Origin of the sequence: Corynebacterium oculi (genome assembly GCF_001412105.1) — a bacterium.
GTDB lineage: Bacteria > Actinomycetota > Actinomycetes > Mycobacteriales > Mycobacteriaceae > Corynebacterium > Corynebacterium oculi.
The window spans coordinates 239,154-258,718 of record NZ_LKST01000004.1 but is presented as its reverse complement, the minus strand read 5'-3'; the positions used below and the strand labels follow the sequence as shown (position 1 = coordinate 258,718).

14 protein-coding genes are annotated in these 19,565 nt (G+C 64.5%); 3 read left to right on the top strand and 11 right to left on the bottom strand.

Annotation, left to right across the window (positions count from 1 at the left end):
* Positions 1 to 64: 64 nt before the first annotated feature.
* The 3 genes from Cocul_RS10895 to Cocul_RS10885 are packed head-to-tail and all read right to left on the bottom strand — an operon-like array spanning position 65 to position 4,550.
* Complete coding sequence (locus tag Cocul_RS10895) at positions 65 to 1,468, bottom strand: AI-2E family transporter (RefSeq protein WP_055123313.1); 1,404 nt, start codon at positions 1,466 to 1,468, stop codon at positions 65 to 67.
* 20 nt (positions 1,469 to 1,488) lie between these two features.
* The gene (locus tag Cocul_RS10890; protein WP_055123312.1) at positions 1,489 to 3,858 is read right to left on the bottom strand and encodes a hypothetical protein; all 2,370 of its coding nucleotides are present in this window, start codon (positions 3,856 to 3,858) and stop codon (positions 1,489 to 1,491) included.
* Entirely contained in the window at positions 3,855 to 4,550 is a 696-nt protein-coding gene (locus Cocul_RS10885) for an ABC transporter ATP-binding protein (protein WP_069723630.1), read from the bottom strand. Before Cocul_RS10885 ends, Cocul_RS10890 begins: the two co-directional genes overlap by 4 nt.
* Positions 4,551 to 5,320: 770 nt before the next feature.
* Here Cocul_RS10885 and Cocul_RS12410 point away from each other — a divergent pair.
* A complete protein-coding gene (locus Cocul_RS12410) occupies positions 5,321 to 5,515 on the top strand; it encodes a hypothetical protein (protein ID WP_150114469.1) in 195 nt (64 codons plus the stop codon).
* 30 nt (positions 5,516 to 5,545) lie between these two features.
* Here the strand turns inward: Cocul_RS12410 and Cocul_RS10880 are convergent, their stop codons facing one another.
* The 8 genes from Cocul_RS10880 to Cocul_RS10845 all read right to left on the bottom strand — a co-directional run bounded on the left by Cocul_RS10880 (position 5,546) and on the right by Cocul_RS10845 (position 16,701).
* Complete coding sequence (locus Cocul_RS10880) at positions 5,546 to 6,100, bottom strand: PepSY domain-containing protein (RefSeq protein WP_055123310.1); 555 nt, start codon at positions 6,098 to 6,100, stop codon at positions 5,546 to 5,548.
* A 45-nt stretch (positions 6,101 to 6,145) separates the two neighbouring features.
* A complete protein-coding gene (locus Cocul_RS10875) occupies positions 6,146 to 9,598 on the bottom strand; it encodes a bifunctional proline dehydrogenase/L-glutamate gamma-semialdehyde dehydrogenase (RefSeq protein ID WP_055123309.1) in 3,453 nt (1,150 codons plus the stop codon).
* A gap of 82 nt (positions 9,599 to 9,680) precedes the next feature.
* On the bottom strand, positions 9,681 to 10,709 hold the full coding sequence (locus tag Cocul_RS10870; protein WP_055123308.1) for an ornithine cyclodeaminase: 1,029 nt from the start codon (positions 10,707 to 10,709) through the stop codon (positions 9,681 to 9,683).
* A 50-nt stretch (positions 10,710 to 10,759) separates the two neighbouring features.
* Positions 10,760 to 12,292, bottom strand: coding sequence for an amino acid permease (locus tag Cocul_RS10865; protein WP_281176089.1), 1,533 nt, complete (start codon positions 12,290 to 12,292; stop codon positions 10,760 to 10,762).
* A 277-nt stretch (positions 12,293 to 12,569) separates the two neighbouring features.
* On the bottom strand, positions 12,570 to 13,478 hold the full coding sequence (locus Cocul_RS10860; protein ID WP_055123306.1) for a helix-turn-helix domain-containing protein: 909 nt from the start codon (positions 13,476 to 13,478) through the stop codon (positions 12,570 to 12,572).
* An 11-nt stretch (positions 13,479 to 13,489) separates the two neighbouring features.
* On the bottom strand, positions 13,490 to 14,848 hold the full coding sequence (locus Cocul_RS10855; protein WP_055123305.1) for an MFS transporter: 1,359 nt from the start codon (positions 14,846 to 14,848) through the stop codon (positions 13,490 to 13,492).
* Position 14,849: 1 nt separating this feature from the next.
* Positions 14,850 to 16,058, bottom strand: coding sequence for a cytochrome P450 (locus Cocul_RS10850; RefSeq protein WP_055123304.1), 1,209 nt, complete (start codon positions 16,056 to 16,058; stop codon positions 14,850 to 14,852).
* A complete protein-coding gene (locus Cocul_RS10845; protein ID WP_055123303.1) occupies positions 16,051 to 16,701 on the bottom strand; it encodes a tRNA-dependent cyclodipeptide synthase in 651 nt (216 codons plus the stop codon). Before Cocul_RS10845 ends, Cocul_RS10850 begins: the two co-directional genes overlap by 8 nt.
* A gap of 489 nt (positions 16,702 to 17,190) precedes the next feature.
* Here Cocul_RS10845 and dnaK point away from each other — a divergent pair, with 489 nt between their 5' ends.
* Together dnaK and grpE are read left to right on the top strand one after the other, a co-directional pair.
* Positions 17,191 to 19,026: a molecular chaperone DnaK gene (gene dnaK / locus Cocul_RS10840; protein WP_055123302.1), complete on the top strand. Its 1,836-nt coding sequence runs from the start codon at positions 17,191 to 17,193 to the stop codon at positions 19,024 to 19,026.
* The gene (gene grpE, locus Cocul_RS10835; protein ID WP_082422297.1) at positions 19,023 to 19,562 is read left to right on the top strand and encodes a nucleotide exchange factor GrpE; all 540 of its coding nucleotides are present in this window, start codon (positions 19,023 to 19,025) and stop codon (positions 19,560 to 19,562) included. The genes dnaK and grpE overlap by 4 nt, the downstream gene beginning before the upstream one ends.
* Positions 19,563 to 19,565: the final 3 nt, after the last annotated feature.

Below are 19,565 nucleotides of genomic sequence, written 5' to 3'. Positions count from 1 at the left end.
GGTGTGAAAGGTGTGCGGAGAGTAAAAAGCCCCGCTCTAGTGCGGGGCTCAAGGGCGGGAACGGCTACTCTTCCTCGGGAGCTGAAGTAACAGACGCGGCCCCCTTGCGTCGGGTGAGGCTGCTGAGCCGTTGGCGCACAGCGTTGACCCCCTCGCTAGCGGTGATCGCCTCGCCCTGGGCTGTGGCGATCTGGATGTCGTCGATAGTAATTTCCCCGGCCCGCAGCGCTACCATCTCGGAGTGGTAGCGGAACCACACGGCAAAGACCGCCGCCACGGGAACCGCCAGGAAGGCCCCGATGATGCCAAAGAGCGTGGAGCCCACCGTGACGGCGAGCAGCACCACGGCGGCGTGGAGGTTCATGGCTTTGGACTGGATGATGGGCTGGAGGATATTGCCTTCCAGCTGCTGCACGGCGATGATGAGCACCAGCACCAGCACGGCGTTGGTCAGGCCGTTAGAAACCAGCGCGATAATCACGGCCAGGGCCCCGGCGGTGAAAGCACCCACGATGGGGATGAAGCCGGCAAAGAACGTCACGATGGCCAGCGCGAGGGCCAGGGGGACGTTGAGCAGCACGAGGCCCAGGCCGATGAAGAAGGCATCGACAAAGGAGACGAGGGCCTGCGCCCGCACGAACCCGGCGAGGGTATTCCAGGAACGAGACAGCACCTCGGTGAGATGCCAGCCAACGTTACCGCCGGTGTATTTGCGCATCCAGGGGAGGAAACGAGTGCCGTCCTTGAGGAAGAAGAACGTGAGCACCAGCGCCACCACGAGCGTGACCACGGCAGAAGAAGCAGAAGAAATACCGGAGAACACGCCCGAGGCGATGTTAGAGCCCTGGGATTGGATCACGGAGGTGATCTCCTGAATAACCCCATCAAACTCGCCTAGTTCCAGGTTGAGCGGCGGGCCTTGGATCCAATCTTGCACGCGGTTGATGCCGTCCGAGGCGCGATTAACAAGCTCGGGAATCTGCTTGGCCACGGAGGGGGCGATGGCGGAGAAGATACCCACCACGAGGCCAAGCGCCCCGAGCATCGTCAAGATGGTGGCAAGAGCGGCCGGTACCCGCCGCTTACGCAGGAAGGAAACGGGCGGCCACAGCACGGTGCAGATGATGAGGGCGAGGAGAACAGGCAACAAACCCACCCAGATCATGCCCAGACCCCGCCACAGGATCACTCCGGCGGCCACCAAAATGATGAAGCGCAGCGCCCACCCGGCCAGCCAGCGCCCGTCATGGCCCAGGATCACGGCGCGGTCGGTGACGTGTTCCTCGGAATCCGCCGGGGGCTTGGGGGCATCTGGATCGTCTTGGGAAGTGCCCTCGGCCAGAGCCTCGATGGCGGCGGGGAAGTCCTCGGAAACCCGGGTGGAGGTTTCCCGGGAGGGTTGCTTGATGGGTGATACCTCGGCGGCGCGCTCGGCCCCCGGGACATCGTGCTTCTTACGTTCGCTCATGCGTACTGAGGCTACGGCAATCAATCGGTTTTGGATAGGAGAGCGGCCACCCCGGCCACCACGGAACCTGCCGCCGCCGCGACCACGGGAGCGGCCCACCACAGCCCCTGGGCGAAGATCCTGCCCGGATTATTCAAGAAGGACATATCTTGCGTGGACAGCAACCCCACCACGGAACCCAGCACCAGGGCCAATATCCACGGCCCGAGCACGGGAAGGAGCAGGCGGAGCGTGGCCGCGCGGCCCGCCCCGAAATCCACCAGCACCCGGCGCAGCGGGCGGTGCTGCTGGCGGTGCAGCACCAGCAGGGCGGTCAAGGCGATCAGCGCGATGGCGCTGGCGGTAAGCGGATAGAGAATCTGCTCGGTGCGCAGCGCCTGCACCTGCGGCCCCTGGGCCTGGATGAGGTTGCCATAGCTGGCCTGGCCAATGAGCACTGCCTTGAACTCCCGCTGCTGCTCCGGGGAGAAAGAGGAGAACTCGGGGATTAACACCCTGGCGATGGCGGAGGGCACCAGGCCCAGGCGCTGCGCCTCGGGGGAATCCGTGCCCAGCACGATATTGGGTATGAGATCACTATCCAAAAGCGGAATGCTGGTGATTCTGGGGAGGGGCGCGGCCCCTTGAATGGTGCCGGTGGTGGAATGATAAAACGCGATGCCGCCGGTGCCGGAGGTGACGTATCGCTCCCCGCCGTGGTTGATAAGTTCCGCCGCGCGGGGAGAGGCCGCCAGGCCCACGAGGCCCAGCGGGGCATGATCGCAGAAAGAACCATCGACGATCTCCCCCACATGCTGTGGGAAGCACTCCGCACCCTGGCCGGTGGTAGCGCGGGGATACGTTTCCGCGCGCTCGGGGGCGACGGGATCGAGGAGAACCACGGCGGTGGACATGATCTCTGGGAAGCGCTCGGTGAGCATGTCCACCTTATTGGAATCCACGTGCGTGGCCACGAGGTAGCCCTCCGCGCCGGGAACGGCGGTTTTCATGTGATGGATCTGAATGCCTGCGGCGGTGCTGGTGAGCGCCGCCTGCCCGATCATCGCGGTGATAAGGGCCGTGGAGAAGAACGTGAGCACTGGCTTAGGCAGGCGGGTGCGGTAGCACAACTCGCTGCGGGACCAGCGCACGCCGAGGGAGATCGCTCCCGCCGCTAGGGCCGCGCACACCAGGGCGAAGCGATGACCCTGGAGAATGGTGAGGCCCCAGCGCATATAGAGGAAGAAACCGCAGAGACACAGGGCGATCACCCCGATCACCAGCCAGGCCCGCCGCGCCGGGGGAGAAAGAGGCCGGGAGCGATGAGCGTGTGCTTCCCACCGCCGTGCCCGCAGGAAGAGAACCGCGCACACGGCCGCGAGACCACCGACGAGGCATAGCGCCAGGAACACCAGCGCGGCACCGGGGCACGGAGAAACCCAGTTCTGATTCCACCACCGGCCTATCTCCGCGGGCCAGAGGCGGAATACCGCGAGGGCGGCCACAGACCCCGCGAGGGCACCTAGGGCGGATACCGCCAGGGCGGGCAGGCCCAACCACAGGGCGCCCGCAGCGGCGCTGCCGCCGCTGGCGCGATAACCCGAAAGGGCGGCGGCGTGGCGATGCAGGTAGGCCAGACCCAGGGCCGCCACCCCCGCCGTGACCACCACCGCGAGGATTCCCCGAAGCACCTCTAACCGGCCAAGATCGGCGGCCCGCGCCTCCTCCAACAGGCCCTGGCTGGCGATGTCCTCCGTGCCCGAACGGATAGCGTCGGTGCTGATGGCCTGCGCAAAGGAGGAATCCTTTTCCACCTCGGAGGAAACCAACCACGCCTCCGCCTCCCCGTGGGCGGCCGCGACGGTGTGGGGTGCGATGGCGTCGATAAGCAACTCCGTAGTATCCGCAGGGTTGGTGGTTAGGCCGGTGACGCGCAGGCTAAGCGGGGCGAACTCGGCGGCGTTCGGGGTGAGAGTGACGGTGCCGCCGGGTGAGACGCTCAGGGCCTCGGCCAGGGCGGTGGAGACCATGGCCTCGCCGGGGTTCTGGGGATAGGCGCCCTGGGAGAGCCAGCCGAGATCGGCGGGGCCGAAACTCAGGCGAGCCTGCGCGGAGGCCCCGCGATCCTGCTCGTCGCGCACCACCGCCTGCGCGGTGGTGATTCCCACGGCCTCGCCCCGGGCCACCCACTCGCGCAGATAGCGCTCTGTCTCGGGAAAAGCGGCGGTGACCTGCATGGAATAGCGGCCAAAATGCGCCTGAGCGGAGGCGGTGGTGGCCTCCCGGTACGCGGTGAGGCTCAGGCCCAACGAGAGCAGGAAGAACGGGGCGATCAGGCTAAAAAGCACGAGGCTTGCGGCGAGCCCCGGTGCACTGCGCAGCGCGCCCAGGCCAAAGCGCAGACGGATCACGGGGTCACCTCCACGCCCACGGAACCATCGCCCCGCAGCCGCCACAGGGTATCCGCGCGCCGAGCCACGGCGGGATCATGCGTGGCCACGATCACGGCGGCCTCGTTGCTCCTGGCCAGGCGCAGGAAAATATCCATGACCAGCGCGGAGTTATCAGAATCCAGAGCCCCGGTGGGCTCATCGGCCAGCACCAGGCGAGGCCGGTTCACCAGTGCCCGTGCGATAGCCACCCGCTGTTGCTCGCCGCCGGAGAGCGACTGAACCGGGGAACTCAGGTGCGCGCCCAGGCCCACCTCCTCTAATAACTCGGCGGCGCGATCCGGCTCCGCGCGCAGCGTGCCGGCGATGTCCTGCGCCAACCGCACGTTATCCAGGGCGCTGAGGTACGGCACCAGGTGATAGTCCTGATACACGCGCGCGATGATCCCGCCGCGTAACTCCCGCGCGGGAATCTCCGCCACCGGGCGATCCCCCAGGGTTACCGTGCCCGAGGTAGGCGATAGCTGTCCGCTGAGCAGGGAAAAGAGTGTAGTCTTTCCGCTTCCGCTGGGGCCCATGAGGGCGGAGACCGAGCCGGGGGCGGCGGTGAGGCTTATCGACGATAACAGTGGCTTTTCCGGTGCTGACTGGCCTGCGTGGCCGGAGCCCTGGCCAGGGTAGGAAAAACTGAGGTGAGATACCTGTAAGTGCATGGTGACCCCGTTCCCCTCGTGTGGTCTGTATTACTTATAGATTAAGGAGTGAGATTATCACGGAGACGGGGGTTCTGGAGTGTGTTTTATATAATTTTATAGGAAGAATATTAAGTATTATTCGGGTTCCTCTGGGGTATTGAACCATGCGAGAGTGTCAAGAATCCCCTCGCGCCAACACGCATAATCATGCCCGCCGGGATACTCGCGGCTGTGCCAGGAACCGGGAGCAAGGCGTTGAGAGAGAAGGGCGGCGAAACGACGGTTTTCCGCGCGGAGGAAGCCCTCTTAGCTAGCCAGAGAGCCTCTGGCTATGAGATATGCGGGGATAGGCGTCAGAAACTCTGGCGTCTGCGGCATGGTTGCGTGGAAAACCTTGCCGTGGGGGTATCGGTGGGGTTAGCTTTCATGTGGGTGTGGTTATCCTGGTGTAGGGCAAATGTCTGGGGTATTCATGGCAGGATTTTTGGCGGGCTGCGGGGGTAGAAGGAAGATGGACTGGGATCTGATTATTCGGGTGAGCCAGATCGTTGTTGCCGTTGCGGGTTTTGTGGGGGTGATGACTACGGTTCGGTAGAAGGCTATGAGTGATCGCCGCTCCGAGTGGTGGCGACGCTATGCCTGGGCTGTGGAGCAGATAGGTGCAGAACATGCGGTTGCTCGCGAGGCCGGGTGGTCTGTGCTCATCGTTCTGTCCGAGGGTAGGCTTGCCACCAGAACGGAGCGGGGTCTGATCTGGGATCAGGCTTCGCTAATGAAGTGGAGGGAAGATGTCGGAAGAAACGATGGATGACATCGGGGAGCGCCGGGTTCTGCGGGCTCGGGCGCGAGCAGCCATCGCGGCGGGGGAGAGCCTGGGTAAGGACATTCCCGATTATTATTATGAGATAGCGGAATTGCCTATCCCTAAAAAGAAGCCCCGAAGAAAATTATCCGATATATTATTCGGTTCCCGCCGCCGTTAAAAAGAGGCCGGGAGCCGCACAGCATTCCGCTTAGACCGCAGGAATCCGTACCTCGGTGAGGTCATTGCCCTGGGCGTCGTCCAGGTCGATCTCCCATTCCAGGGTGCCGTCCTCCTCATCCAGGGAGAGGCTGTCAATTACCCCGTCCGGGTTTTGGTTGAGGGCCTGCTGGGCGGCCTGCATTGCGGCCACGGTGGCGGTGCGGGCCTCGTTGATGTCCTCGGCGTCATCGTCGCTTTCGCGCTCCACCTCGGTGACGGCTCCCTTGGCGTCCACCGTGAGTTCGAGGTGATCCTCGCCCACCACCATGTCGATGTCGTAGGAATCGCCCTCGCGCTCCACGTCGGTGACGATGCCGTCCGGGTGGGCGGAGAGGGCGTCCTGGATGGCGGCCACGGCGCCGTCGGTGCTTACCGCCGCCCCGGCCTCGGAGTCATCGCCGCTGTCGGCGGCCGTGGTGGCCTCGGGGGCTTCCTCGGTGACGGTGACGATCTCCGTGGTGATCGGGTTCTCTTCGTCGTTGCTGCACGCCACGAGCGTGAGGGTTAGCGCGGCGGCGGGAATGAGCGCCAGACGGCGGTTCATGGTGGGGCTCCTATCGTGTACGGATCCAAGGAACCCCAGCCTACCTTAGCGCTCGATGTGCCCCACCTGGGTAGGAATGCCAAAGCGGTGCATGGTCACCGATACCGCCTGCTCCAGGAGGAAGGGAAGCAGTTCGCGGCGGCCATCGGCTACCACGGCGTGATCGAGCACCACGGACTGCGATTCCGCGGCGGCCACGTACAACTCCGGGTCTACCTCGCCGAGGGTGCGCACTCGCACCGAGGAGGCGCGGGCGATACCACGGGCGTAGGCCTCGTCGCTGGCCACCCGCACCTCGGCGCCGGCGCGGCGTAGTTCCTCGGCCAATTCGCTGGTGGTGGAGATGTCCAGCGCCACCCCGGTGACGGCGGAGGCCAGGAGCAGGCGGACGACGTCGCGAAGCGCGTAGCCCGCGCCCACGCGCAGCCGCAGGGGCTCCAGCAGGCGGCGATAGCGGAAGATATTGGCCTCGGAGAGCAGCCCGGTGGGGTCATGCGGCACGCCGAACTCCTCGCGCCAGGCCACCGCGTCCAGCTCTGCGGCGCGCCACAGCCAGGTGCGGTCCGCCTCGGAGAGGTCATCGAAGCGGTCGAGCAGGGAGACCACGGCGGGGGAGACGCTGACGTTGCGGGCGAGCATCGGGGTCTCGGGATCGGCCCAGGTGCCAAACTGCGCCACGTAGTTGGGGCCACCGGCCTTGGCGCCCGGGCCCACCACGGAGTTCTTCCAGCCGCCGAAGGGCTGGCGCTGCACGATCGCGCCGGTGATGCCGCGGTTAACGTAGGCGTTGCCCACCTCCACGTGCTCCAGCCAGTAGGCGATCTCATCATCGTCGAGGGAGTGGATACCGCCGGTGAGGCCAAAGCCGGTGGAGTTTTGCCACTCCACGGCCTGCTCCAGGGTCTCGGCGTGCATGATGCCCAGCACGGGGCCGAAGCACTCGTGGGTGTGGTACCAGGAGCCGGGCTGGACGTTATCGCGGATACCGGGAGACCACAGCAGCCCCTCCTCGTCGAGCTGACGCGGCTTGACCAGCCAGGTCTCGCCCGGCTCCAACTGGGTGAGGCCCCGGCGCAGCTTCTCGCTGGGCGGCTCGATCAACCCGTTCATGGTGGTAGAGACGTCGGTGCCCGTGCCCGCCTGGAGCGTTTCCACCGCGTCCACGAGCTGCCCGAGGAAGCGCTGGGAGCGGCCCTGCGGGCCCACCAGGATTACTAGCGATGCCGCCGAGCACTTCTGCCCGGAGTGCTTGAACGCGGACTGGTAGAGATCGGCCACCGCGAGGTCGGGGTCAGCCGAAGGCGTGACGATGATGGCGTTCTTGCCGGAGGTCTCCGCCGAGATCGCCATGCGGGGGTTCCAGGAGCGGAAGAGCGCGGCGGTATCCGAGGCGCCGGTGAGGATCACCTGATCCACCGAATCATGGCTGATGAGGGCCTTGCCCGCCGCACCCTCGTCCGTGCGCAGCAACTGCACGAGGTCGGGATCCTGGCCTGCGGCTTCGAGGCCGCGTCGGATAGCGGCCACCGCCACCTCGGAGCAGCGCACCACCTGGGGAGCGGGCTTGATAATCACGGCGGAACCTGCCGCCAGGGCGGAGAGCATACCGCCCACCGGGATCGCCACGGGGAAGTTCCACGGCGGAACCACCACCGTGACCTTGTGCGGGGTGAACACGCCGGCGTAATCGTCCAGCGCGGCGGCGCTATGGCCGTAGAAGGAAGCGAAGTCGATGGCCTCGGAAATCTCGGGATCGCACTGGTCGATGGTCTTGCGGGCCTCGTGCGTCATGGTGGCCATGAGTTCCCCGCGGGCGTCGGCAAGCGAATCCGCAATGCGGTAGAGCACCTCGGCGCGCTCCTTGCCGGGCAGGGCGCCCCAGGGCTGTGCCAACTCGGCGGCGCGGGCCACGGCGCTGTCCACCCGGGCGGGATCGGTGATTTCCTCGGCCTGGATCGGCTCCGCTCCGAGCTCCAGGGCGGTCAACGCCCACTCGCGGTTAGCGGCCAGGGCGGGATCGGTGTCCGGCTCGTTGACAAAGCGCCCGATCTTGGGGGCCTGCGTGCCGCTTTCCTCCAAACGATTTTGCGTGCGGCGTTCCCCGGCGAAGGTGCTCCACCGCTCCGCCACGGCGCGCCGGAAGCGCTCCTCCTGCGAGCCCATCGGCGTGAGGTGATCCGGGCCCTCCACCTCGGGGACAAACAGCGAGTACAGGAAGTTCTGCTTCTCGCTGTTCTCCTCCAGGCGGCGCACCAGGTAGCTAATGGCTACGTCGAAGTCCTCCGCGTGGACCACGGGGGTATAGAGGATCAGATCGCCAAAGACCTTGCGCACCGCGCGAGACTGGGCGGGCGCCATGCCCTGCAACATCTCCGCGTCGAGCTGGCGCTCCACGCCGCGCGCGGTGGCCAGCTCCCAGGCTAGGGCCAGGGTGTAGAGGTTGTGGCTGGCCACGCCGATGCGAATGGCGTCCGCATACTCCGGTTGGAGCACGTAATCCAGCAGTCGCAGGTAGTTGGCGTCCACCTCGTCCTTGGTGCGGTAGGGTGCCTGCTTCCAGCCGTGGCTTTCCGCCGCCACGCGCTCCATGGAGAGGTTGGCGCCCTTGACCAGGCGCACCTTGATCGGTGCGCCGCCCTCGGCCCGGCGCTTCAGGGCGAACTCGGTGAGTTCCTCCAGGGCCGCGAGGGTATCCGGCAGGTAGGCCTGGAGCACGATGCCGGCCTCAAGATCCTTGAACTCCTCCTCGCTGATGAGCTCCGTGAACAGGCGGATCGTCAGGTGGAGATCGTGGTATTCTTCCATGTCCAGGTTGATAAACACCTTGCTGCTGCGGGCCTGGGCCTCCTGGTACAGCGGGCGCAGGCGATCCTTCAGGCGCACCACCGAGCCCTCAAAATCCCAGTGATTGAGCTGGGCACACAGGCTGGACGCCTTGACCGACACGTAGGTCACGCGCGGGTTGCGGATCAACTGGCGGGTGCGCTCCGCGCGGGCCTTGGCCTCCTTCTCCCCCAACACGGCCTCGCCCAGCAGGTTGAGGTTGAGCTGGGTGCCCTGGGCGGCGGCCTTATCCAACAGGCCATTGAGGGCATCTCCCTCGGCGTCGAGCACCAGGTGCCCCACCAACTGCCGCATACGGGCCCGAGCCACGGGCATCACCACGCCGGGTAGGGCATAACTGGCCAGGGCACCCAGGCCCATCATGGCCTTGTTCACCGGGCCGAGGAAGCTGGGGATCTCCCCCAGGCTGCGCAGGCTCGCGGCGGCCACCTTATTGTCCTCCGGGCGGGCCACGCGATCCACGAACTCCATGGTGAACCGCACCCCCTCGGGGTCACGCACCATATCCGCCAGCTGCTCCGTGGCGCGGGTCTCCTTGCGGGAGGATTCCGAGTCCGTCTGGTTCAACCATTCCCCGGCCCGGCGCAGGGCCTGGGGCACCACGGCCTCCACATCGGCGGAGTTGCTGGGAATGGGAAGGTGATGGGTGTTCATGGGGATGAGTCCTTTCTTTTTTGAAGATTTTATTGTTAAAAGTACAGGGCCGCCTGGGGCTCGGGGAGCCCCAGGGGAAGCCCTAGGGGAGCGGGGCGAAGGTGGGAATAAGGGAAAAGAGATCCTTGGGATCGTCCGGGTCCGCCACCAGATCCAGCTGCGCCTCCAACCCGGTTCCGGCCACGGAATCGCGCAGATAGCGCAGGGCGGAAAAGTCATTGATGGCGAAGCCCACGGAGTCAAACAAGGTGACCTGCTCGGCGCAGGTGCGGCCCGTGCGACGCCCCGCAATGACCTCCCAGATCTCCACCACGGGGAAGTCCCGTGGCATCTGCTGAATCTCTCCCTCGATGCGGGTTTGCTCGGGGAACTCCACGAATACCTCGGCTTTATCCAAAATCGCGGCTTCCAGCTCGGTTTTACCGGGGCAATCGCCGCCCACCGCGTTGAGGTGCACGCCGGGGGCAACGTGATCCGCGCGCAGAATGGTGTTCTGCGCCTTGTCCGCAGTGCAGGTGGTAATCACGTCTGCTCCTGATACCGCGTCCGCCACGGAGGTGGCCCGGTGAATACGGAAGCCCAGCGGCTCGATATTGCGCACGAACTTCTCCACGGCGGCGGGATCAATATCGTAGATGCGGATCTCCTCGATACCCAGGGCGGCGCGCATGCCCAACGCCTGAAACTCGGATTGGCTGCCCGCACCGATCATGGCCATCACGGAAGAATCCTGGCGCGCCAGGTGCCGCGCCACCATGCCGGAGACGGCCGCCGTGCGCAGGGCGGTGAGCAGGGTCATTTCCGCCAAAAAGGTGGGGTAGCCGTTGTCCACGTTGGCCAACATGCCAAAGGCCGCCACCGTTTGAAATCCGCGTGCCGGATTGGAAGGGTGCCCGTTGACGTACTTGAAGGCGTATTCCTCGCCATCCGAGGTGGGCATGAGTTCGATCACGCCCAGGGGGGTGTGGCTGGCCACCCGGGGGATCTTGTCAAAGCGCTGCCAGCGCCGATAATCCCGTTCCAGGTAGTCCATCATGCCGGTGATGATGTTTTCCACGCCCTCGCGCTGAATCCATTGCGTCATTGCTCGTACATCGACGAATCCGGTCATAGAAAAACAGTCCTCCTTTTTAGAATGAAAATGGTGGTCTCATCATGAGGTCAGCCCGGGTGTGGGCCCTGCTGGCGGTCATGGGCATGGGCCTGAAGCTCCGCCTTACGCCGCTCCTGGCGGGCGTCGAGAGCCGCCATGATCCGCCCTCGGTTGACCCGCCACCCCAGCGCCAGGGCGGGGAAGAAGAGCAGGGAGACGATGAGCGTCCAGGTGCCCACCGGGTAATCAAAGGCCATCAGCAGGATCACGCAGCCCAGGAAAGCCAGGGTGAGATAGTTGGTGAGGGGCGTCAGGCGCGCCCGGTAGCCGGGGCGCTGGTAGATCCCCTTCTTGGCCAGCGCCACGAACCTCATGTGGGACAGGGTGATGGTGGCCCAGCTGGCCATGGTGCCCAGCGCGGCGAGGTTGAGCACGATCTCGAAGGTCTGCTCCGGCACCACGTAATTAAGCCCCACCCCCGCCAGGGCCACCACGGTGGTGAGCAGGATACCCCCGTAAGGAACCCCGGAGCGGGTGAGTTTGGCGGCAAAGCGCGGTGCGGAACCGGCCAGGGCCAGGGAATGCATGATCCGCCCCGTGGAATACAGCCCCGCGTTGAGGGAGGAGAGCGCCGCCGTAATCACGATGAGTTGCATGATCGGGGCCGCCACGTCCACGCCGATGGAGGCGAAGAACGTGACAAAGGGGGATTCCCCGGCCGAATACTCGGTGTAGGGCAGCAGCAGGCACAACAGCAACACCGAGCCGAAGTAGAAGATGGCGATGCGCAGGATCACCAGGTTAATGGCCTTGGGGATCTCCCGGCGGGCGTCCTTGGCCTCCCCGGAGGTGGTGCCCACCAGCTCGATGCCAGCGTAGGCAAAGACCACGCCCTGCACCACGATCAGCGCGGGCAGAAGCCCATTGGGGAAGAGCCCCCCGCCTTCGGAGAGCAGGTGAATGCCCGTGGGCTGGCCGCTGGGGCTGCCGAAGATCACGAAGAAGATGCCGATGATGAGGAAGAACACCAGCGCGCCGATCTTGACGGCGGAGAACCAGAACTCTAATTCCCCAAAGACCTTGACGGATACGAGGTTGAGCCCCAGCACGCCGAGCACCACAGCCAAAGCCAGGAGCCACTGCGGCAGGCCGGCGACGAACTCGCTGTATTGCCCAAACCACTTGATGTAGATGGCGATGGCGGTGCCGTCGGCCACGGCCGTCATGGCCCAGTTGAACCAGTACATCCAGCCCGCCGTATAAGCGGCCTTTTCCCCAAAGAACTCCCGGGCGTAGGAGACAAAGGAGCCGGAGGTGGGACGATACACGATGAGTTCGCCCAGGCAACGCAGGATCAGGTACCCAAAGAACCCGCAGACGAGGTACAGCAGCGCCAGGGAGGGCCCGGCCTGTTCCAGCCGGGCGCCCGTGCCCAGAAAGAGGCCCGTGCCGATGGCGGAACCAATGGCGATCATCTGGAGCTGACGGCGGCTGAGGGACTTTTGCAGGCCCGTGTGCTCATCAGGATGGATATGCCCGCGCCCCGGCCGTGTGGACGAGTGCCGTTTGGGCGAAGAGTTGTTCCGTGGGGAGGGATTCATGCGGAGCCCTCCCCGGTCCCGAGTGCCGTGGCCGTCGGGGCTGCTGTGGCGCGACCTCCCCACGGTATGTGCTGTGCCATAAAAAGGAACCTATATGAGAGGCCACATACGGGGAACCGGGTTCCCGGCGTAGGGGAGGGACAAAAAGAGTCACGCCTGCCTCTGTGTGCGAAGTCAAAGATACGAGGAACTGGGGGTGACCTGGGCGGATAAGGGGGTGATGGGCGGGCTGAACGGGGTGTCAAATCTCCCCGGTGTGTTATTTCTCTCTCCGTAATTACCCCTGAAATAGGGTGGGGTATCGTTCGTTCCGCTTAACCCACTCGGCCCACCGGGCCACCAGAGCGTCCTCGGGCAGGCAAGCGGCCGCCGCCGCGGCAGCCTGGGCCTTGGGTGCTCCCTCTGCGTAATACCGCTCGGCCAGGACAAAGGCGACGTCGCGGGCGGTACGCGCCCCGGATAGCGGCGGAAGCGGCGTGGAATCCTGAGGATCGCACCGGGGCGTGTCCCAGGTGAGGAGCACGCGGGTGGTCTCAGAGATCCGCGGTGGGGAGATCCTGATGACCGCGCCCCGGGCGGCCACCGGCATGTGGAGAAAAACAAGGGAGGCCACGGCCGCCTCCAGCGCCGCGCGGCGAACGTGATCCGGGGCCTCCAGCGTCAAGGTGAGCACGTCAACGAGCCGGTTAACCGAACCCGCGCCGGGTTCCTCCCCCACGCGGGCCAGCGCGTCTAAGACCTCGATGGTCTCCAGGGCCGCCGGGGTGGACGAGCCAAGGGGATCGAGCGAGAGATCCTCGATGAGGGCGCGAGGATCGCCGGGCGACCACGGATCCGCGCACCGCAGAGCGCCTTGGGCGCGCGCTATCCAGGAAGCCATCGGTGAGGTGATGGAGCCGGGGCTATCCCCCAGCGCGAGGCCAAGAAGATCGGCAAACCCCGAGGTAGATTCCGCGAGACGGGAATCAAAACCCTCCCCGGTCAGCAGGTGCACGTCAATGTCCAGCCGCCGGGCAAGCGGCAGCAGAGCCTCGGCGGGAGGGAGGCTGTGCCCGCTTTCCCACCGGGAGATGGCGCTGGCGGAGCAAATCCCCGCCGCCAGGGCGCTTTGGGAGAGGCCACGGTCAAGGCGCGCATGGCGGAGCCGACGCCCCAAAGCCGCAGCGCCATCACGGGGTGCTGACATAGACCCCGAGGTTACGTCGATAAGCATCGCTGCCGCCAGAACAACCCGAAAGCGCTGACGGCGCCGCCTGCGGCAAAGACGGCAATCAGCAGCCCCAGGGCTAGGGCCGACCCTCCCCACGCCCCCACGAAAGCCGCCCCCACAGCCCCGCCGCATTGCAGCATCAACCTGCTGTGCGCGCCCACAGCGGCGGTCTGATCCTCCATCACCACCTCATAAGCGGCGGAAAGCGCGAGCAAGGTGCACGCGCCCAGGCCGACGCCCCGGGCCAGGGAACACCCGACGAGCGCGGCCGCGCCGGGGATACCCCACAGGTCTATCGCCTGAATCCCCACGGTTCCCGCCGCCGCGACGAGAAGCCCCGCGCCGATCAAAGCGAAAGCATTGAGGGACTTCCAACGCCCCCTGACTAGGCTGCGCGCCGCCCACGCGCCCAACCCCTGCACACCCAGCAGCACCCCCGCGACCCAAGCGGGTTGATGCAGAGCGGACTGCACATGAAGCGAGGTAGACAGCAACGTGCCGTAGAACACCGCCCCCACGACGAGGCACAACAGCATGGCCACCGCGAACGCCCCGCCACGGTACAAGGACACATCAAGCAGCGGGGTGCGTGAGCGCAGATCGAGCACACAAAACACGGCGATGAGGATCGCCGCCACTACCAGCACCGATACCGTGACCAGGATTGATTGCTGCCCAACCCCGCTGATCGCCCACAGCACACCGACCATGCCGAGCACCGCCGGAAGGGCCTGCCCCATGCCTAGCGACGCCGCGCTGCCGCGCGTTCGAGGCAAGGCTGTAGGTGCGAGGATGAGGGCGATACCGGCGATGGGAACGTTCACGAGGAAAAGGGCGCGCCACCCCACCACATCCACCAGCACCCCGCCCAGCAGCGGCCCCACGGCGGGAGCCACCACAGCGGGCAGGCCGATGGTGGCCAACGCGGCGCGCATGCCCTCGCGCCCCACGATGCGAGCGACGAGGCCCTGCACCGCAGGCATGATGAACCCACAGGCGAGCCCCTGAAGCACCCGGGCCGCGAGGAAAAACGGAAGAGTGCCGGCCACTCCCACGAGAGCCGAGGCCACCGCAAACACACAAACGGAGGCAAACCAGACCCGACGCTCGCCAAACCGGCGCAAGCAGGTGGTGGACAGGATAATTCCGACGGTGGCCGCGAGCATATAACCGGAAATGCCAAGTTGCAGGGAACTCTCTGTGCTTTCTGGGTTTGCCGCATTAACCGTGACGCCAAAATCCGCACCGATGGCGGGCAAAAGGACGTTGACCAGGCTGGAATCAATGAGGGGGAGAACGGCGGCCAGGAGCATCACCGCCGTGGCGCGCGAGGAGAGGGTTTTCATATCAGCGCCTCGATTCTAGGAAGAGGTGGGAGGGGCCACGGGTATAAAGCCCGTGCTCTATGAGGGGACTATCGGCAAGACGCCAGCGAGAAAGGTAGGGAATGCTCGCTCGGAATGCGGCTTCCACCTGGCGCTTTGCAAGCATGGAGCCAATGCAGAAATGGAGGCCGGAACCAAAAGCCATATGCCGCGCGGAGGGCGAGAATGCTGAGCGCGGAGGATTCTCTGGCCGGGAAAGAATAAAATCGTCTGGGTTGGTAAAACGATCTGGATCTCTATTCGCGGCCCCGATCAGGCAATAAGCGGTGTCTCCATCAGGGATGCGGGTGCCCGCTAGAATCTGATTCCCCATAGCGATGCGCGGAATGATCTGCACGGGAGGGTGGAGCCGGAGCGTTTCTGCGAGCGCTGGACCGATGAGCGCGGTGTCCTGGGAAATCTCTCTTTCTAATTCCGGCGAGCGCAATACCTCGTACACGAGGTAACTGAGTGTCTTATCCAGAGGTTCGGAGGCGGCGAGAAAGATATTGAGGGCCAATGCCACGATCTCAGCGTCGGTTAACCCGGCATCTGACCCTTCGCGGGCAAGGTAGCTGAGGAGATCGTGCTGCGGCGATCGACGTCGCGCCTCGAGCATACGGAGCACAAATGCCCTGAAGTACCCGGCATCCGTGAGGCGGCGTGTGCGTTCATCAGGGGTTTGGTGCAGCAATGTAATGAATTGCACGACGCTTTTGTTCCACGGCAGAACCCGATGCCGCCACTGACCGTCGATTCCGAGGAGTGCGCACGTGACATCGGTAGAAAAAGGAGAAGAAAGCTCCTTGGCGAGGTCTATCGTGGTTTTCTCAGACGCCTGCGACCAGAGGCCTTGTACGGTGCGTTCAATGGCAGGGAGATAGTATCCGTCCATGGCGATGGAGGCGATTCCCCGCATTGTTATGGCTTTTTTCTCGTCATGCTCTGGGCTCTCCATCTGCGCGAGCACGCGAGCGCCGAGCACGGGCTCAGCCCGCTCATCAAGGTGCTTGCTGCTGAAGTTGGTGGGATCGTGCAGAACCTTGTGGACGAGTTCATAGCTGAGAATGCACCACGCATGAGCCGCCTGGTCGTGGTAAATGGGACCATGCTCTCGCATATTCCGGTAGATGGGGTAGGGATCGGCAAGAGCAGATTCGCTGAGAAGCGTGGGATCGTGGGGATTAGACATGATGTGTCTCCAGGGAAAAATCGAGAACGAAAAAGTGGCTGTGTGGATCGAGCCTCAAAGACGTGGGGTGCGATTGGAGGAAATCCCCTACTGGCCACGGTTTGGGGTAACTCAAGGCCGCCGAGGGGTAGCGGAAGAGCTGAGCGCTGTGGGTATAGGCGGGAATCTCATCGAAGATATAGGTGACCGCCGTGTCAATGTTGGGTGAAAGCGATGATCCTTTTGCTCGCAACCGAGACTGCGCCGCTTTGGCGCTCATATCGCGGCAGACATTCCTGAACCTCGGATTGCGGTCATATTCGGTTATTACGCGCTCGCGGAGCCGGGTGTACCCCGTATCCGTCAGATAATCCGAGATGAGGACTGGTGTATTCCTGCCCAGTGTCACCCCCGCCCTAGCGCTTGCTTCTGCGATGGTTCGTAGGTCCCTATTGCACTGCTGCCGCGCTTTTCTGAGGGCGCGCCCCGCTGGGGTGCCGGTAGCGGTGAGCAGGGAGGCCGCCGCAGTACCTGGGTGGAGCACATCAACGGTGCGGAACCGAGATGAACCCCAGCGTAGGGCGTTGGCGAGCCAATCGGTAGAGAAGCGCGGGTTGAACGGGCTCATGCCGATGATGAGGTGATCGGTGTTGGGATATTCCATAGCCTCCCGTCCTTTCTGGTTGAGGGGGATAGCGCTATGAAAGTCCCCGGGGGTGCAGCGCGGCAACGCTTGATCTACGGGCGCGGGGAGGTGTTGTGAACGCGCTGTTCAGGCAAGTTTTCTCAGGTTATTTTTAGAAAAACGTGCGTGGGTATCCCCCGGCCATGTGGCTGCTGTGCGGCTGTCGGCTGGTGTCGATGGGTTGGGCTTCGATAGTGTCCCGGCGATCCCTGCCTCTTGTCTGCCGAAACGCCTCGTGACCTGCGGAGAAGAAAAATTTGAGTGGATCGGGAACAACTTTGCCGGATGGTGCGTTGGGGGAGATGTAGGCTTGAGTGGGATTGACTCAAAGGCATCTGTTAGTGTGGGTGCCAGAGTTGAGCCACTGACTCTCAAGTTTCCCGGTGTGCCCGCGATATTCCGCGACGCTAACCGGGAGCCAGGGGCTTGAGCCTGAACAGCAAAAATACTCAAACAGGAGGAAGAACAATGGGACGCGCAGTAGGAATTGACCTCGGTACCACTAACTCGGTGGTGTCCGTTTTGGAGGGCGGCGAGCCCACCGTTATTGCGAACTCGGAAGGCGCGCGCACCACGCCGTCCGTGGTGGCCTTTGCCAAGAACGGCGAGGTGTTGGTGGGGCAGTCCGCCAAGAACCAGGCGGTGACCAACGTTGACCGCACCATTCGCTCCGTCAAGCGCCACATCGGTGAGAACGACTGGAGCGTGGATATTGACGATAAGAAGTACACCCCGCAGGAGATCTCCGCTCGTACCCTGCAAAAGCTGAAGAGGGACGCGGAGGCCTACCTGGGCGAGGACGTCACGGACGCCGTGATTACCGTCCCCGCTTACTTTGAGGACGCTCAGCGCCAGGCCACCAAGGAGGCCGGGCAGATCGCGGGCCTGAACGTGCTGCGCATCGTGAACGAGCCCACCGCTGCCGCGCTGGCCTATGGCCTGGAAAAGAACGATGAAGAGCAGACCATCCTGGTCTTTGACCTCGGCGGCGGCACCTTTGACGTCTCCCTCCTGGAGATCGGTGACGGCGTGGTGGAGGTGCGCGCCACGGCGGGCGATAACCAGCTTGGCGGCGATGACTGGGATCAGCGCATTGTGGACTGGCTGGCCGATAAGTTCAAGAGCAGCAACGGGATCGACCTGACCAAGGACAAGATGGCCTTGCAGCGCCTGCGCGAGGCGGCAGAGAAAGCCAAGATTGAGCTTTCCTCTTCTCAGCAGGCCACGATCAACCTCCCGTACATCACCGTGGACGCGGAGAAGAACCCGCTCTTCCTCGATGAGACGCTCTCCCGCGCGGAGTTCCAGCGCATCACCCAGGATCTGCTGGACCGCACCAAGAAGCCCTTTAACCAGGTGCTCAAGGACGCGGACATGAAGGTATCGGACATTGACCAGGTGGTGCTGGTGGGTGGCTCCACCCGCATGCCCGCCGTGACGGACCTGGTCAAGGAACTCACCGGCGGCAAGGAGCCCAACAAGGGCGTGAACCCGGATGAGGTGGTGGCCGTGGGCGCCGCCCTGCAAGCCGGCGTGCTGCGTGGCGAGGTCAAGGATGTGCTGCTCCTGGACGTCACCCCGCTTTCCCTGGGCATTGAGACCAAGGGCGGCGTGATGACCAAGCTCATCGAGCGCAACACCACGATCCCCACCAAGCGCTCCGAGACCTTCACCACCGCCGAGGACAACCAGCCCTCCGTGCAGATCCAGGTGTTCCAGGGTGAGCGCGAGATGGCCGCCGCCAACAAGCTGCTGGGTTCCTTTGAACTGGGTGGTATCGCCCCGGCTCCGCGCGGCGTGCCCCAGATCGAGGTGACCTTTGACATCGACGCCAACGGCATCGTGCACGTGACCGCCAAGGATAAGGGCACCGGCAAGGAGAACACGATCACCATTCAGGACGGTTCCGGCCTGTCCCAGGAGGAGATCGACCGCATGGTCAAGGACGCCGAGGCTCATGCCGAGGAGGACAAGCAGCGCCGCGAGGAGCAGGAGACCCGCAACGCCGCCGAGTCCACCGCCTACCAGACCCGGAAGTTCCTGGAGGACAACTCCGACAAGGTCTCCGAGGAGATCAAGACCAAGGTGGAGGCCGCCGCCACCGAGGTAGAGGAGGCCCTCAAGGGTGATGACCTGGAGGCCATCAAGGCCGCCGTGGAGAAGCTCTCCACCGAGTCCCAGGAGATGGGCAAGGCGATCTACGAGGCCGAGGCGGCCAAGCAGGGCGACGCCGCCGGTTCCGAGGGCGGGAACGATGACGTCGTGGACGCCGAGGTTGTGGACGAGGAGGGCGACAAGAAGTGACGCACCCCGAGGAACAGCCCGAGAATATCGAGGACGCTGCGGTAGAAAACCCCGATGCGGCAGGGGCTCCCGAGGTCACAGAGCAGACCGAGGCGGAGGCCCCGGCGGAACCCCAGGTGGAGGAACTCACCGAGGATCTTCAGCGGGTGACCGCGGAGTACGCGAACTATCGACGCCGCTCCGCCCGGGAGCGCCAGGCCGCCGTGGAGGCCGCCCGCGCCTCCGTGGTATCGAGCCTCCTGCCCATCGTGGACGATCTGGCCCTGGCCAAGCAACACGGTGACCTGGAGGAAGGTCCGCTCAAGGCCTTCGCGGAGAAGTTCCGCTCCACCCTGGATTCCCTGGGCGTGACGGCCTTCGGGGAACCCGGTGAGGCCTTTGACCCGGAGGTGCACGAGGCCGTGCAGGATAGTTCCTCTGGCGATGAGAAAGTGTTGGGGACGGTGTTGCGCCAGGGCTATCGCCTGGGCGATAGGACCATCCGCAATGCGATGGTGATGATCGCTGACCCTGGCGAGGACACCGCCGAAGGATAAGGC